Genomic DNA, 15,173 nt, shown 5'->3' on the forward strand with positions numbered 1-15,173 from the left:
ACAACTCACTCATTCACTCAATCACTCAACAGAGTTATCGTCAACAAACCGCCCATTCACAATTCACTAATTCACTATTGTAAACAATGCAAGTCTGGAAATTTGGCGGAACCTCGGTGGGTAAGCCTGAGCGGATGCACTCAATTCGCAACCTGATTACCGGAGACAACGGACAGAAAATGGTCGTGCTGTCTGCCCTGTCGGGAACAACCAACGCCCTGCTGTCTATCGCCGAGTCGCTGAAGGCCGGTCAGGACGACGAGGCGACCGAGAAAATCGAACACCTGAAGGCCCATTACGATTCGTTCATTCGCGAGCTTTACAAATCGTCAGCCGGACTGAGCCGCGGGCAGCAGATCATCGAGAACGAATTCTCGTTCATCCGTTCGCTGGTCCGCATTAAACCGTTTACACTCAAACACGAAAAGGAACTGGTAGCTGAGGGCGAATTGCTGAGCACGCAGATGTTTCAGGCTTACCTCGATGAACAGGGTGTTTCGTCGCTGCTGCTGCCCGCGCTGGAGTTTATGCGGATCGACACGGACGGCGAGCCGGAGCTGGATTATATCGAACGGAAACTGCGCGAAATGCTGCGGCCGCACCTCGACAAGCACATCATCGTGACCCAGGGCTTTATCTGCCGCAACCCGCGCGGAGAAGTCGATAACCTCAAGCGTGGTGGTTCTGACTACACGGCCTCGCTCATCGGCGGCGCCATCCGGGCTGAAGAAATCCAGATCTGGACGGACATCGACGGTATGCACAACAACGACCCGCGCATCGTGAAAAACACGTTCCCGATTCGGGAGCTGACCTTCGAGGAAGCGGCTGAACTGGCGTATTTCGGGGCCAAAATCCTGCACCCGTCGACCATCACGCCCGCCCGCAAATACGGCGTGCCCGTCCGGCTGAAAAATACGATGGACCCTTCGGCACCGGGAACGCTGATTGCCGACAAGACCTCCGACCAGGTGTTCAAAGCCGTAGCGGCCAAGGACGGCATCACGGCGCTCTACATTCACTCGCTGCGGATGCTGAATGCGTACGGCTTCCTGCGCCGGATTTTCGAAATTTTCGAGAAATACAAAACGCCGGTCGATATGCTGGCCACCTCGGAGGTGTCGGTTTCGGTTACGATCGACGACCTGTCGAACCTGAAAGACATTCAGGCGGAACTGGGCCAGTTCTGCGACCTCGAAGAGCCGGATTACGACCAGACGATTATCTGCGTGGTGGGCAACTTCAGCGCCGACATGCCGGGCATTGCCGCCCAGGTGCTGAATGCGCTGAAGGATATTCCGGTCCGGATGATCTCCTACGGCGGAACCGAGCACAATATCTCGCTGCTGCTGCACTCCCGTTACAAAGCCGAAGCGCTGAATGCGCTGAACACGGGGCTGTTCAGTCTGTAAAATAATTATGAGTTAAGAGTTGTGAATTAAGAGTTAGTCCAAGCAAATCTTACCGCTAACTTTGAATTCATAACTCCTGACTCCTGGTTCATAATTTTGCGAAACTACATGGCCACTACCAAGTGGCTTTTTAACTACGCTATGCTACAACTATCCTTCATCCGCGATAACAGAGACCTCACCCTGGCGGGCCTTCGAAAGAGAAACTTCGCCAATGCCGAAACGGCCGTTGATCAGGTGCTGAACCTTGACCAGCAGCGCCGCGAAACGCAGAAAGAACTCGACAACGTCCTGGCCCGCGCCAACGCCAAAGCCAAAGAAATCGGGGCGCTGATGAAAAACGGCCAGAAGGAAGCCGCCGAAACGGCCAAAGCCGAAACCGCCGACCTGAAAGTCGTTTCCAAAGGACTGGAAGACGACCTGAAAGCGCTTGAAAAACAGGTACAGGAGGTGCTGGTGACGCTGCCCAACCTGCCCCACAGCAGCGTACCGGAAGGCCGCTCGGCCGAAGACAACGAGGTGGTGCTCGAAAACGGAGCCATCCCGACCCTGCCGGAAGGAGCCCAGCCGCACTGGGAATTGATCAAAAAGCTGGACATCATCGACTTCGAACTCGGCGTCAAGATTACCGGCGCGGGTTTCCCGGTTTACAAAGGCAAAGGCGCCCGGCTGCAACGGGCACTGATCAACTTTTTTCTGGACAACGCTCTCGAAGCCGGATACTTCGAGATTCAGCCGCCCATTGTCATCAACGAAGAGTCGGGTTTCGGAACGGGGCAATTGCCGGACAAGGAAGGACAGATGTACTACGCCAAAGAGGACAACCTGTACCTGATTCCGACGGCAGAAGTGCCCATCACGAACCTGTACCGCGATGTGATTCTGGCCGAAAGCGACCTGCCCGTAAAGAACGTCGGCTACACGCCCTGCTTCCGGCGCGAAGCGGGCTCGTGGGGTGCGCACGTCCGCGGCCTCAACCGGCTGCACCAGTTCGACAAGGTGGAGATCGTGCAGATTCGCAAGCCGGAGGAATCGTACGCGGCGCTGGAGGAAATGAGCCGGTACGTGCAGGGATTGCTGCAAAAGCTCGAACTGCCCTACCGCGTCCTGCGGCTTTGCGGCGGCGACATGGGCTTTACGTCGGCCCTGACGTACGATATGGAAGTCTGGTCGGCAGCCCAGCAGCGCTGGCTGGAAGTGAGTTCGGTGTCCAACTTCGAAACCTATCAGGCCAACCGCCTGAAACTGCGGTACAAAGCCGAAGGAAGGACCCAGCTTCTGCACACGCTCAACGGCTCGGCGCTCGCGCTGCCGCGCATCGTGGCGTCGATCCTCGAAAACAACCAGCAGCCCGACGGCAGCATCCGCATTCCGGCGGTGCTGGTGCCGTACTGCGGTTTTGACAAAATCGGATAAAACAAACCTCCCCGGTCGGCCGACCGGGGAGGTTTTGTTATTGAATCGCGAAGTTAATAGGCAGACTGTATTTGACTCTGACCGGCCGTCCACGCCGAAAACCGGGCTTCCACTTGCCGTTCATGGCCTTCACCACCCGGACGGCTTCTTCATCCAGCACCGGGTGAGCGCCTCTGAGCACTTCATAATCACAGAGCGACCCGTCGGTGCAGACCACAAAACTGACAAACACCCGTCCCCCCGTCCGACTCCGCGCCAGTTCGACGGGATAACGGATTGTCTGGGACATAAACTGGTACATGGCCTGTTGGCCTCCCTGAAATTCGGGCTGCTGCTCAGGCTCATTGTACACCAGAGAATCTCCGTTAGCGCCATAGGAAACGCCGCTGAGAAAACGGCCATTGTCCCAGGCTTCCCGGTAAAACGGCTTTCCGCCCGCAGTGAAACCAGCCCAGACACTGTCACGCAATCCCTCGGCGACGTGCCCGGTCTCAGTAATCCAGCCGAGTTCGCCCAGCCTGCCGGTCAACTGACAAGCCCCGTTTCCGTCTTTGACCACCTGTTTGCCCGTTTCTTCCCACAGATTCAGGAGCACAAACGACGGCTTCGGGTGAAAACTGCGCAGGGCCACCTGCCGGAGCTGGCCGTTTGGATACCAAAGCCATTCGCGGGTAGCGCCCTGTTCCAGCTGGTCTTCGGCCTTCCGCACCATTCCATTTGGATAAAAGTACAGGGCGGTACCGGCCGCTTTTCCATCGACATAGCTTTCCTCCGAGTACAACTGGCCGCTTTCGTAAAAAGTATACACTTTTCCCTGAAGCTGGTTTCCCGTGTTCAGCATGCTCAGCCGCTGAACACGACTCGAATCGGGCATAACCGGGTCTTCGTAATTGTACCGGATGTAGTCTTTGCGGCTCAGCACAAACCGCTCATTGGCAGTCTTCCACGAGCCGCCTTTCTTTCGGGTAAACACCGGATTGCCGGTCGGGTAGCCCAGCGAGTCAACGGGAATGAACAGGCGTAGCTGGGCGGTGGCTTCGTCCGATACCTGCTGTCCTTCGGCATCGTAGTACGTTGTCATCCCTTCCGGCGTGCAGTCCGAGCGAGTGGGCGCAAAACGGACGCCGTACGTGAATTCCATCGGCACGGGCTTCCCATCCTTCTGGGCCGGCTCCCATGCGTTGAACAGACTGAGTAAACGCACGGCTTCACGGTCGCAGGCCGGCTGTAGTCCCCGCGCGACCCGCACGTTGGTCATCTTGCCATCGATGCCGACAATTCCCGTCACAAAAACACTGCCTTTGACCTTGGCCACTTCGGCGCTGTAGGGCATGCGGCGGTTGATGTCGATAAATCGCTCCAGCAGCGCCAAACCGCCTTTAGGCTCGGCGGGCGTCTGCACTTCGAATGGCTTGAACGCTTCCTGAGCAAAAACATTGAGCTGGAAAAGAAGTAAGAGAAAAGTAAGGCAGGGTTTCATGAATCAAAAAGTTGCTGTCCGGAAAATACGACAAAAGCGCTTTCTGATGCCGAATCACCCGCACCTTTTCGTGAACGGCAATGGCCTTTTCATCTACCCGAATGGGCTGTTAAAGTATGTTAATTCCGTTGGGCAAAAGTTCTTTCTGCCTAGCTTGGCCGCATGGATGTCCGTCAACTTCGCGCCATCGGGTTCTTTTACCGGCAACTTTGTCCGGTAACGCTCCCGGTTTCCATCCTGCTCTGGTCACTTGGCCGCTCACGGGTCGAGAGTCCGGACAGTTACCAGTTCTTCCTGACGGCTTTCGTCTGGCTCCGGATACTGCTCCAGCTGATCATTTATTACCTGCACCGGCTGCTGAACGGCAATCACCTGACTTTTTATCAGAACCTTGGTCTCTCGGAGGGAAAACTTTACCTGAGCGCCTCCCTCACCGATGCGCTGGTCTGCCTGCTGCTCATCCATTTCACTGGCTACTGATGAGGAAAAATATCCTGGAAGCGGACAGCATCTGGCTCGAATACGGAGGGCGGAAGATTTTGCAGAATATCTATGTACGCCTCGAAACAGGTGCGATCACCGGTTTGCTGGGTCGGAATGGGGCGGGGAAGTCCTGCCTGATGCAGGTCATGTTCGGGTCGCGGAGCGCCGAAAACCGATCGGTCCGGCTTAATGGTCAGTACCTGAAGAAGGCCTATCCGCATTCCGGGCTGGTGGCTTACCTGCCCCAGAAGCATTTCGTTCCGGCGGGCATGACGGTCCGGCAGGCGTTTTCGCTCTATGCCGCTTCTTTCGAATCCCTGGAGCTGTTTTTCCCGGACATTCTTCCCACCACCAGCCAAACCTTCGGTCGGTTGTCGGGCGGCCAGCGGCGGCTGTGGGAGACCCTGCTTATTCTGGCCAGTCCCTGCCGGTTCGTGCTGCTCGACGAGCCTTTTTCCAACCTGTCGCCCGTGCTGGTCGAACGGCTGAGGGCGTTTCTCCTGTCGGTTAAAACGGAAAAAGGCATTCTGCTATCGGATCATTACTACCGGGATGTGCTGGCCCTGAGCGATCAGCTTTACCTCCTGACCGGCGGGCGGACCGTTGCCATTCAGGAACCGGACCGCCAACTGGTCGATTTTGGCTATCTGCGAGACTGATTTTAGAATTTCAAGCCCACCTCCAGCGCCACCACCCGGTTGTACGAGACCAGATTGCGGCCGCGGGCTACGTCGGTCAGGCCGCGCTGGTAGCTGACGCCCATGATGATGGCCTGCGAGCCGTTGAGCCGGTACTGTACCCCCGCGCCCAGCAGCAGCCCAATGTCGCCCCGGCTGTACTGGCGGCGGCCTCCGTTCTGCTCGGCGACCTGATAAAGGCGGTTCAAAGCGATATTCTGCGGTTTTTCGGCCAGTTTAATGTCCAGCACGCCGCCCGTCTGCACGTAGAGGCGCAGGTCCGGAAACAGGTTGTTGGCGTACATTTTCACCGAAGCCGGAATCTGCAGGTACTGGAGGTTATACACCGACTCCTTCGGAGAAGCGCCCGGAATCCAGCGCCCCGTTCCGTAACTGCCCGGAATCTGGTAGGCCGAGCGTTTGATGGTGTACCAGAGCCCGGAACTGAAGGCGTAGCGGTCCTTAAAGAAGAAATAATCCAGCGTCGGGCCGACGCTCATCCGGACGCCAGCCCCGTTGGGCGCGAAGCCGGTGTAATCGCCCGTGCCTTCGGCCGTATTCAGCATCAGGGACGGCGCCACGCGGATGCTCATCTCCACGAGTTTGGTCGGGCGGGCATAGTCCGGCCCTTCTTCTTCCTCAATCCGTCGGAAAACGCGGTCCGCTGTACGGTTTCGGGGCGTTTCCACGTTGGAACGACGACGGGAAGACGTTTCCGGGCGCGTTTCCGGCTGGGCAACCGGCGGGCTCGAACGGCGTTTCTGTACCGTTACCTGAGCCATTGTCTCCATCCCGACGAGCAAACCAAGAATCAGGCTTAGGGCTGCAACTTTTTTCATAAATTTGTATGTTTCAAAGAGAACCCCTACTGCTGCGAATGAAGGTTCTGCACGTCGTTTTTCTGTTGGTAAGTTTACTGATTCTCAATGCCTGTTCCAACGAACAGCCTCCCGTGTTTATTCAACGTGCGGATGCAGAACTGTTTCAGGTCAAATCCCGCGAGCAGGTCCGCCAGTGGCTGATTAGACACCAGAACGCCGCCAGGGTTTATTTCAACGTAGAAAATCCCGTGGCGGATACCGCGCTGGTGAACGAACTAACCAGAAGGGTAAACGACAAGGAGTTGAACCTATTGTACCAGCAGACTAACGAGGCCTTTGGGACGCTGGGAGATCTGGCCGGGCCGCTTTCCGAAGCGTTCGGCAACATCCAAAAAGAATTCCCGTCGTTCAGGCCGCCGCGGGTGGTGGGCATGGTGACCGGCTTTATGGGGCCGGACCTGGTGGTTTCGGACAGCCTGGTGGTCATCGGCCTCGACTGGTTTGCCGGTCCGCAGGCCAAATACCGGCCCGACGTGCCGAACTACATCCTCCGGCGGTATCAGAAAGAATACATCGTCCCGGCCATAGTGCTGGCGCTTTCCAAACCGTTCAATGCCGAGAACCGGACTGATCAAACCTTACTGGCCGACATGGTGTATTACGGAAAAGGCTTTGTTTTTACGAAAACCATGCTTCCCGAAACGCCTGATAGTCTTCTGCTTGGCTATACCGACCGGCAACTGACCAGCACCTACGCTGCGCAGGATCTGGTCTGGGCACATTTTTTGGACAATCAGTTGCTGTACCAGACCAACCCCCGCGTGAAAGAGCGTTACCTGACCGAGCGCCCGTTTACGGCAGAAGTGGGACCGAAAGCTCCCGGCGCCATTGGCCGGTGGCTGGGCTGGCGGATTGTGGGCAAGTATAACGACGAAAAAAAGCCGGAAATCCGGGCGTTAATGAACAATACCAATGCCCGCCAAATCTTTGAAGAATCGGGGTATCGCGGGCAGGGGGAGGAGTAAACTAATAAATACCAGAGTCGCTGGGCGGTTCGCTGCGTGGCGATTTGCCGAAAAAGTACTTAATAGCAATAGAATGGCAAAACGAGGGAGGGGCGAGGAAGTCGCCCCGGAGGATAAAAAGAAAGTAAATAGAGATAGCCTGCGGCGGGCGCTGGGCATCTTTTCGTTTGTGCGGCCTTACCGGGGTTATTTTGCCATCGGTTTCCTGTTTCTGATTTTTTCGACCGGCACCACGCTGAGCTTTGGCAAGCTCATTGGGCTGGTCACGAGTGTTATTAACGGACAGTCTTCTCTGAGCCTCAACCAGGTCACCCTTCTGTTTGTCGGCATTCTGGTGATTCAGGCCATTTTTTCCTTTTTCCGGATTTATTTCTTTGCGCAGGTCAGCGAACGGGCCATGGCCGACGTGCGGAAGGCCGTTTACAGCAAAATCATTACGCTGCCCGTCACTTTCTTCGAGAAACACCGCGTTGGCGAGCTGACCAGCCGCATTGCGTCGGACGTGTCGCAGTTGCAGGACGTGCTGAGCATCACCCTGGCCGAACTCTTCCGGCAGGTGGCGACGCTGGTCGTCGGGACGGCCATCATTTTCTACCTTTCCTGGAAACTGACCCTGTTCATGCTCGCCACGGTGCCGCTGCTGGTCATTGCGGCGCTGGTCTTCGGTCGGTACATCCGCAAAATGTCGCGGCAGGTGCAGGACGAACTGGCCACGGCGAACGTCATTGTGGAAGAAACCCTGCAGGCGTCGAACGTCGTGAAGGCTTTTACGGCCGAACGTTTTGAAATCAACCGCTACACCACGGCCATGCAGAAGGTCGTCGGCATTGCGCTGCAGGCGGTCCGTTACCGGGGCGCCTTTGTTTCGTTCATCATTTTCGCCCTGTTTGGCGGCATTGTCGGCATCATGTGGTACGGCGGCAACCTTGTCATTTCGGGCGAAATGCCGCTTTCGGGCCTGATCGAGTTTATTTTCTATACCGGTTTCATCGGCGGTTCGGTGGGCGGCATGGGCGACCTGTACGCGCAGGTGCAGCGGACCATCGGGGCTTCCGAGCGGATTCTGGAGATTCTGGATGAACCCGAAGAAGTGGATGTGAAAGGCGCTCCGGTGCAACTTCCGGCGGTTAACGGCCACATTGCTTTCCGCGACGTGCAGTTTTCGTACCCGGCCCGTCCGGACGTGCCCGTACTGCGCGGCATTTCGCTCGACGTGGACGCCGGGCGGAAAATTGCGCTGGTCGGCCAGAGCGGTGCCGGTAAATCGACCATCGTGCAGCTCCTGCTCCGGTATTACCAGCCCAACAGCGGCTCGATTACGGTCGACGGCAAAGCCATCCGGGAGTATAACATTACGCACCTGCGGCAGAACATCGCCGTCGTGCCGCAGGAAGTGATGCTCTTTGGCGGTACGATTCTGGAAAACATCGCCTACGGGAAGCCCGGCGCGACCGAAGCGGAAATCGTGGAAGCCGCCCGGAAAGCGAACGCCCTGGAGTTCATCGAATCGTTTCCGGAGAAACTTCAGACCCTCGTGGGAGAACGCGGCGTGAAACTTTCGGGCGGACAGCGCCAGCGAATCGCCATTGCCCGCGCCATTCTGAAAGACCCCGCCATTCTGATTCTGGACGAAGCGACAAGCTCGCTCGACGCCGAGTCCGAGCGGCTGGTGCAGGATGCGCTGGACATTCTGATGCAGGACCGCACGACCATCATCATCGCACACCGCCTCGCGACCATCCGCAAGGTGGACACGATCTACGTCATTCGGGACGGACAAATCGCCGAAGCGGGCACCCACGACGAACTCAGCCTGCTTGAGGACGGTTTGTACGCGAATTTGGTTAAATTACAGTTCGAACAGCAGTCGGTAAGCCAGTAAGGAGGCAAGTGCTCAAGGCGGTAAGTGGCGGTCTTGAGCACTTACCGCCTTAAGCACTTACCCCTTATCCCCTTAAGCACTCTATTTATGAATTCTTCCGTCAAACAAACCCTGGACGATTTCCAGCTCCGGCACACGGGTTGCCGGGAGGAAGTGCTGGATACGTTTTTTGAATCGGGCTATGCGCTGGCGCATCACGATATAGAAGACCGGCTGAAAGACAATTTCGACCGGGTAACGATTTACCGGACGCTGAAAACATTCGTGGACAAAGGCATTCTGCACAAGGTGCTCGACGACGAAGGGGGTCTGAAATACGCCCTTTGCAAGGAAAGCTGCGCCCATGCCGAACACAACCACGACCACGTTCATTTCAAATGCGAAGCGTGCGGCCAGACGTCCTGTCTGGAAAGCGTGCTGATTCCGGCCATCGACCTGCCGAACGGGTATCAGCGCAAGGAAACCAACCTGCTCATTCAGGGCGTTTGTCCGCAGTGTAAGGAATAGTCCGGATGCAGGAAACCTTCGCCCACCGCCAGCAGGAGTTCACCCAGAAGCAAAGCGAGGCCCAGAGCCGGTACAACCGGTTTGCCATCCTCCGCCTGGGCTGGTTTCTGCTCGCGGCGCTTGCCGTTTATCTTCTTTTTAAACAGAACGAGACGAATATCGGGCTGGGCGTTGGCGTCGCCGGCCTCATCGGCTTTCTGGTTTTGCTGAAAATGCACCAGCGGATCGGCCGCGAACGGGACCGCTTTCGCTGGCTGGCTCACCTCAACGCAGACGAAGCGGCCCGGCTCGAACGCCGCTTCTCCCGCCCCGAAACCGGACAGGAATTTGTTGAGCCCGAACACCCCTACGCCGCCGACCTCGACGTTTTCGGCAACCACTCGCTCTTCCGCCTTCTGAACCGAACCCATACCCACGAAGGCCACCGCAAGCTGGCGGCTTACCTGCTTTATGCCGCTCCTGAGGCCGAAATCGTGCTCCGGCAGGCCGCCGCAACCGAACTACGCCCTCAGCTCGACTGGCGACAGGATTTTGAAGCCCTTGCCTACCTGAGTCCCGCCGTCGGGCAGTCCACCAAGACGCTGAAAATCTGGGCTAAAACCCCGACCGAGGAGCCGGTTCCTGCTTATCTGAGTCTGCTCCGCTGGCTCTTGCCCTCGCTCACGCTGGTGTTGATCGGCATCTGGCTGAACGGCCAGATGCCCGGCTGGGGCGTCACCACGGCGCTGCTCATCCACGCCTTTGTGCTAAGCCAGGTGGCGAAGCAGGCTAAAGAAATCAGTGAACAGACGTACGAAATCAGCCAGTCGCTCCGGACGTACCGGGATTTGCTGAAACACCTTGCGGCCCTGCCCGTCGAAGCGGCGATTCTGCGGCGGCTGCACCGGCGGCTCGAAACGGACAAAACCACGGCGGCCGACGCCATCGGGCAGCTCGGTCGGCTGGTAGAAAACCTGAACTTCCGGCGCAATCCATATTTTTTCCTGTTTGTCGGTCTGATCTCGCTTTGGGACCTTCATTACCTGTCGGCCCTGGAACGCTGGAAGCGGCGGTTTGGCCCCCATCTGGCCGACTGGCTCGACGTGGTGGCGGAGTGGGAGGCCCTTAACAGTCTGGCCGGATTTGCCTATGCACATCCGGCTTACGCCACGCCGACCGTGCAGGAAGACGGCCTCCGTCTGGCCTTCACGCAGGCCCGCCATCCCCTGCTGCGACCCGACCGCGGCGTTCCGAACTCTCTGCAGCTGGAAGGCAATGGCCGGACCATTCTGATTACCGGCTCGAATATGTCCGGCAAAAGCACCTTTCTGCGTACCGTCGCCACGAATACCGTGCTGGCGCTTTGCGGGGCCGTGGTCGCAGCCGAACGCTTTGCCTGCTCGCCCGTACAACTCTTCACCAGCATGCGCACGCAGGACTCGCTGGAAGAAAGTACGTCGTCTTTTTACGCCGAACTCAAACGCCTGAAAGCGCTCATTGAACGGACCCGGCAGACAAGCGGGATTCCGGTGCTGTATTTTCTGGACGAAATCCTGAAGGGCACCAATTCGGCCGACCGGCACCGGGGCGCGCGGGCGCTCATCATGCAGTTACATGGCACCACGGCGTCCGGGTTTGTCTCCACGCACGACGTCGAATTGGGCGATCTGGCAGAAACCCACCCGTTTATCGAAAATTACAGCTTTCACTCGGACGTGGTGGACGGCCAGCTTCACTTCGACTACACGCTGCAGCCGGGGGTATGCCGGAGCTTTAACGCCACGCAGCTCATGCGCTCCATTGGCATTGAAATGGGACCGGAAACGTAGGTTTGGCGGGTTAATCTTTGCAAAAACTTGCTTCAATCGCGTCTTTTAATGAGAATTGCGATAGTTTAGTACCCATTGTGCGAAAGTTTGTGTCGAAGAAATCCGCTCCTCAACCGCTCGTTGCCACCGCAGCCAATACAAGTTTGCTGACGGTGACCGAACTGATTGCTGCTTTTGAAGACTGGCTGCCCAGGCCGGGCAACTACCCCCGCATCGCCCGTCGTTATGTAGACTATTGCCTGGAGCATCGTCTTCGTCCCGACCGCGATACGCTGGCTATCTATTCGGCCGGAAAACCGGGCAATCTGGTTTCGCCCCTCCGCAAGTTTCTGCTTTTTTATCAGATGCAGGGCCAGCCGGAACTGATTCCGGACCCGAACGCCTCCAAAGCCGTCGCTCCGGTTGCGCTGAACCTCATCAACAAATACATCGAAGAAGCCACGCACCTGCAGGGAACGAACTCCAAAGTCAATTACATCAAGTCGCTCAAAGCGTTTTTCCGCTACCTGCAGCGGGAACAGGCGGCCGGCCGGAAAGCCCTTTTTTCGGGCGAATCGGTCAGCCGGTACATGGTGTTTCTGCAGGATTCCGGAAAATCGGCCTATACCGTGAACCTGTATCTTTCCACGGTCAAACAACTGGCCGACTGGGTGATTCGGAACCGGGACGCGCTGAAACTGAAGGACGAAAACGTGGCGGATTTGCAGGCTATTCAACAGCTCCGCAGCCTTCCGGTTCCCCGGAAACCTAAACAGGAGCTGGTGGAAGCCTAATGACCGCCCGTTACGGCACCCGGGCGAACCGGTAGGTTTTGAAATCAATAAAGTCGTTGACGGAAACTGTAATCGCTTTCACCTCATTGCCCGTCACCTCGAACGGCAGTTCCTTCACGCCCATGACGGGGTCGGAGTAAGTACACAGAAACGTATTGTCTTTCAAATGCTCCAGGCGCCCGACCACCTGCGGGTGATGCGTCAGATACATATTGAGCCGACCCTTCTCCTCCCGGATGGTCAGGTTGCCGTAGAAATCATTGCGGAAAGCCCCGGTGAACGCTTTCAGGGGCAGTGTCGGGCCGGAGCTGCGGCGGGCTTGGGCCCGTTTTTCGCGCAGCTCGGCCAGCGCTTTTTCTTCCGAAGCCCGCCCGCTTTGCCAGGCAATCTGGCTATAATTGCGGTATGGCAGGCCCATGTAGGCGTCAATGACCTGTCGGCAGAGCATTTCGTACAGGCTGTTGTGGTCGGTGTTCGTCAGCACGACGACGCCCAGATTCAGTTCCGGAACAAGATACGTATTGGTGACGCAGCCGTTGGAGCCGCCGCTGTGGTGGATGAGCTTTTTGCCGTTGTAGTCATTCATGAACCAGCCCAGGCCGTAGGTCTGAAAATGCGAACTCGGAAACAGCCGTGACTGAATGTCGCCCACGACCGTATTCGACGAGCGGGTTTTCTGAATCACCGAAAAAGGCACGACCCGCCGACCGGCAAACCGCCCGCTGTCGAGCTGCATCAGGACCCAGTTGGCCAGGTCTTTCACACTCGAATTGATCGAGCCCGCCGGACCGATGTTGTCCGTGTTGGCATACTCGATGGCGACCAGTTTGCCGTCGGACAGGGTATGTGGCCGGTACCGGTTCGACTCGGCCCGGAGCGCCGCCGTGGTGGTGGACGTCCGGGTCATTTGCAGCGGCCGGAAAAAATGGGTTTGCAGGTAGGCGTCCCAACTCGTGTCCGTCACGACGGGGATGACTTCGCCCGCCGTCAGAAAACAGGAATTGCAGTACCCGTATTTGGCCCGTAGACTGTAGGTCGGCTGCAGACGTCCCATTCGGGCGATGATGTCCCTGCGCGACAGATTGCTGTTCCAGTTCAGGAAATCGCCCTGAAACGTCTCGAACCCGCTCCGGTGGCTCAGCATATCCCGGATGGAGGCCTCCCCCGCCGCCAGCGGGTTCAGCAGTTTGAAGTCTTTCAGGTATTGGGTCACTTTATCGTCCAGCGACAACCGTTTCTGCGACTCCAGCAGGGCCAGAGCCGTGCCCGTGAACGCCTTGGTATTCGAAGCAATCTGAAACAGGGTATTTTCGTCCACCTTCTCCTGCGGTCGGGTGATGTCCCGGACGCCATACCCTTTCAGCACCACCACTTTTCCGTCCTTGACGACCGCCACCGCCACGCCCGGTACGCCCTGGCGCTGCATTTCGCGGGTGATGTAGGCATCCAGACTATCGGAGATGAACGTGTTTTGGGCGAACCCGTTGAAACTGAACAGAAACAGGCAAAAAGCGGCAATACGGCGCATACGGCTGGGTTAGTTGGTAGGTTTATCCGGTACGGGGGCGGAGGCGTGAAATTCGTCATAAATCCGGTGCATGTACTGGTCGAGCAGTTCCAGCACCCGGTCCCGGTCCGGCGATTTGACGATAAGTCCGACGTGGTATTCTTTATTGATGCGCCATTCGATTTCGTTGTCCGAAAAAACGGACAGGTCCGGCCACTGCTGGCGGGCCAGCGAGACAATCAGCCCGGCATAGGCTTTCTGGTCCGGCGGCACCACGTAGGGCAGATTCAGCGCCATCGCCGTTTCGAGCCGGGCCCATTCCCGCCACAGACTGATGCCCGAGGAGGCTTCCACCATCTCCGCGATGTGCGCGCCGCCGACGCGGGACGAAGTTTCCAGAAAATAATACTGCCCGTCGTCGTGACAGTGGATGTATTCCGAATGCGAGGCGCTGAACTGCAATCCAAACGCATCCAGCACGGCTTCGTTGAGCTTTTTTAACGCCGCGGTTTCGGGGTCGTCGAAGGGCAGAACAGCCGTCCGGAACACTCCGCCGCCATGCGCCACCTCCATCGGCGTCGCCAGGTACTGGCTGACGCGCGCAAAGACGGGTTTCTTTTCCACCGACAGCGCATCGACGTGAAAGACCCGCCCCGGCTTGAACTGTTCGATCAGAAACTGGTGCCGGCTGTCGCCCAGCCCGTGAATCACCTCCCAGGCTTCATCCAGTGAATGAACCTTCTTGATTCCGGTGGTGGACGCCTCCGACCGGGGCTTGATGAGCCAGGGTCCGTGGGTGGCGTTCAGAAAGTCCGTAATGCTCTGGTCGTGGAACAGGCTGCTGAAGGCCGGACAGCGAATGCCCGCGGCAGTAGCCCGGGTCCGCATGGCCAGTTTGTCCCGAAAGTACCGCGCCGTTGTCTGTCCCATGCCCGGCAGCCGGAAGGTTTCCCGGAGCAGCGCCGCTTTTTCGACATCAAAATCATCCAGGGCCACCACCCGGTCAATCTTTCTCGAACGCAGAAGGTGAGCAAATCCAACCACCATCCGGTCCAGATTTTCGCTTGTATTGGCTTCGGAAGGGAGGTAAAACACTTCGTCAATCGCCTCGAACGGCCACGGGCTATTCGCCAGTTTTTCGACCGTAAGCAGGTAAACCGTATTGCCGAGCTCCTTGCAGGCCCGCAGAAATGCCTCGCCTTTGAAGTAGGTAGATACGCATAGAAAAGAAAGCTGACTCATGGATGTGGGCTAGGAGTTGGTTGTCTGGAAAGATAAAAACAATTTTTTAAACGACGCGCTCGATTATTTCTCACAGATTTGCGCTGATTTTAGCAGAAAATCGAAAGATTTCATTGCTGCGCTAATCTGCGTCTTATAAT

The 15,173-nt window shown here is 57.3% G+C and carries 13 protein-coding genes; 9 read left to right on the forward strand and 4 right to left on the reverse strand.

Annotated features, from left to right (window positions below; all coding sequences use genetic code 11):
- Positions 1–86 precede the first annotated feature (86 nt).
- Both ORG26_RS10625 and serS read left to right on the forward strand, forming a co-directional pair.
- Positions 87–1,412: an aspartate kinase gene (locus ORG26_RS10625; protein ID WP_266369012.1), complete on the forward strand. Its 1,326-nt coding sequence runs from the start codon at positions 87–89 to the stop codon at positions 1,410–1,412.
- A gap of 141 nt (positions 1,413–1,553) precedes the next feature.
- Entirely contained in the window at positions 1,554–2,828 is a 1,275-nt protein-coding gene (gene serS, locus ORG26_RS10630; protein ID WP_266369013.1) for a serine--tRNA ligase, read from the forward strand.
- Positions 2,829–2,865: 37 nt separating this feature from the next.
- Here serS and ORG26_RS10635 read toward each other — a convergent pair whose 3' ends face one another.
- Positions 2,866–4,308 (reverse strand): TonB family protein, encoded by a 1,443-nt coding sequence (locus tag ORG26_RS10635; protein WP_266369014.1) that lies wholly within the window; start codon positions 4,306–4,308, stop codon positions 2,866–2,868.
- A gap of 162 nt (positions 4,309–4,470) precedes the next feature.
- Between ORG26_RS10635 and ORG26_RS10640 the strand changes: the two genes are divergently transcribed.
- Both ORG26_RS10640 and ORG26_RS10645 read left to right on the forward strand, forming a co-directional pair.
- Complete coding sequence (locus ORG26_RS10640) at positions 4,471–4,788, forward strand: hypothetical protein (RefSeq protein WP_266369015.1); 318 nt, start codon at positions 4,471–4,473, stop codon at positions 4,786–4,788.
- A complete protein-coding gene (locus ORG26_RS10645) occupies positions 4,788–5,450 on the forward strand; it encodes an ATP-binding cassette domain-containing protein (protein ID WP_266369016.1) in 663 nt (220 codons plus the stop codon). The genes ORG26_RS10640 and ORG26_RS10645 overlap by 1 nt, the downstream gene beginning before the upstream one ends.
- 2 nt (positions 5,451–5,452) lie before the next feature.
- Here the strand turns inward: ORG26_RS10645 and ORG26_RS10650 are convergent, their stop codons facing one another.
- On the reverse strand, positions 5,453–6,307 hold the full coding sequence (locus ORG26_RS10650) for a porin family protein (protein ID WP_266369017.1): 855 nt from the start codon (positions 6,305–6,307) through the stop codon (positions 5,453–5,455).
- Between the two features lie 38 nt (positions 6,308–6,345).
- On the opposite strand from ORG26_RS10650, the gene ORG26_RS10655 reads away from it, so the two are divergent.
- The 5 genes from ORG26_RS10655 (at position 6,346) to ORG26_RS10675 (ending at position 12,284) form a co-directional block, all read left to right on the forward strand.
- Complete coding sequence (locus tag ORG26_RS10655) at positions 6,346–7,314, forward strand: gliding motility protein GldB-related protein (RefSeq protein WP_266369018.1); 969 nt, start codon at positions 6,346–6,348, stop codon at positions 7,312–7,314.
- Between the two features lie 73 nt (positions 7,315–7,387).
- The gene (locus tag ORG26_RS10660; protein ID WP_266369019.1) at positions 7,388–9,196 is read left to right on the forward strand and encodes an ABC transporter ATP-binding protein; all 1,809 of its coding nucleotides are present in this window, start codon (positions 7,388–7,390) and stop codon (positions 9,194–9,196) included.
- An 87-nt stretch (positions 9,197–9,283) separates the two neighbouring features.
- Positions 9,284–9,703, forward strand: a complete 420-nt coding sequence (locus ORG26_RS10665; RefSeq protein ID WP_266369020.1) for a Fur family transcriptional regulator — start codon at positions 9,284–9,286, stop codon at positions 9,701–9,703.
- Between the two features lie 5 nt (positions 9,704–9,708).
- A complete protein-coding gene (locus ORG26_RS10670) occupies positions 9,709–11,511 on the forward strand; it encodes a MutS-related protein (protein WP_266369021.1) in 1,803 nt (600 codons plus the stop codon).
- Between the two features lie 89 nt (positions 11,512–11,600).
- The gene (locus ORG26_RS10675; protein WP_266369023.1) at positions 11,601–12,284 is read left to right on the forward strand and encodes a site-specific integrase; all 684 of its coding nucleotides are present in this window, start codon (positions 11,601–11,603) and stop codon (positions 12,282–12,284) included.
- Between the two features lie 10 nt (positions 12,285–12,294).
- On the opposite strand, the gene ORG26_RS10680 is transcribed toward ORG26_RS10675, so the two are convergent.
- Both ORG26_RS10680 and ORG26_RS10685 read right to left on the reverse strand, forming a co-directional pair.
- The gene (locus tag ORG26_RS10680; RefSeq protein WP_266369024.1) at positions 12,295–13,812 is read right to left on the reverse strand and encodes a serine hydrolase; all 1,518 of its coding nucleotides are present in this window, start codon (positions 13,810–13,812) and stop codon (positions 12,295–12,297) included.
- Between the two features lie 9 nt (positions 13,813–13,821).
- Positions 13,822–15,033: an ATP-grasp domain-containing protein gene (locus ORG26_RS10685; RefSeq protein ID WP_266369025.1), complete on the reverse strand. Its 1,212-nt coding sequence runs from the start codon at positions 15,031–15,033 to the stop codon at positions 13,822–13,824.
- Between the last annotated feature and the right edge of the window lie 140 nt (positions 15,034–15,173).

The sequence above is a fragment of the Tellurirhabdus rosea genome, from assembly GCF_026278345.1.
GTDB lineage: Bacteria > Bacteroidota > Bacteroidia > Cytophagales > Spirosomataceae > Tellurirhabdus > Tellurirhabdus rosea.

Bases quoted from the DNA above. Each gene is read 5' to 3' on its own strand.
- ORG26_RS10625 (WP_266369012.1), top strand. From the start codon at position 87: ATGCAAGTCTGGAAATTTGGCGGAACCTCGGTGGGTAAGCCTGAGCGG.
- serS (WP_266369013.1), top strand. From the start codon at position 1,554: ATGCTACAACTATCCTTCATCCGCGATAACAGAGACCTCACCCTGGCG.
- ORG26_RS10635 (WP_266369014.1), bottom strand. From the start codon at position 4,308: ATGAAACCCTGCCTTACTTTTCTCTTACTTCTTTTCCAGCTCAATGTT.
- ORG26_RS10640 (WP_266369015.1), top strand. From the start codon at position 4,471: ATGGATGTCCGTCAACTTCGCGCCATCGGGTTCTTTTACCGGCAACTT.
- ORG26_RS10645 (WP_266369016.1), top strand. From the start codon at position 4,788: ATGAGGAAAAATATCCTGGAAGCGGACAGCATCTGGCTCGAATACGGA.
- ORG26_RS10650 (WP_266369017.1), bottom strand. From the start codon at position 6,307: ATGAAAAAAGTTGCAGCCCTAAGCCTGATTCTTGGTTTGCTCGTCGGG.
- ORG26_RS10655 (WP_266369018.1), top strand. From the start codon at position 6,346: ATGAAGGTTCTGCACGTCGTTTTTCTGTTGGTAAGTTTACTGATTCTC.
- ORG26_RS10660 (WP_266369019.1), top strand. From the start codon at position 7,388: ATGGCAAAACGAGGGAGGGGCGAGGAAGTCGCCCCGGAGGATAAAAAG.
- ORG26_RS10665 (WP_266369020.1), top strand. From the start codon at position 9,284: ATGAATTCTTCCGTCAAACAAACCCTGGACGATTTCCAGCTCCGGCAC.
- ORG26_RS10670 (WP_266369021.1), top strand. From the start codon at position 9,709: ATGCAGGAAACCTTCGCCCACCGCCAGCAGGAGTTCACCCAGAAGCAA.
- ORG26_RS10680 (WP_266369024.1), bottom strand. From the start codon at position 13,812: ATGCGCCGTATTGCCGCTTTTTGCCTGTTTCTGTTCAGTTTCAACGGG.
- ORG26_RS10685 (WP_266369025.1), bottom strand. From the start codon at position 15,033: ATGAGTCAGCTTTCTTTTCTATGCGTATCTACCTACTTCAAAGGCGAG.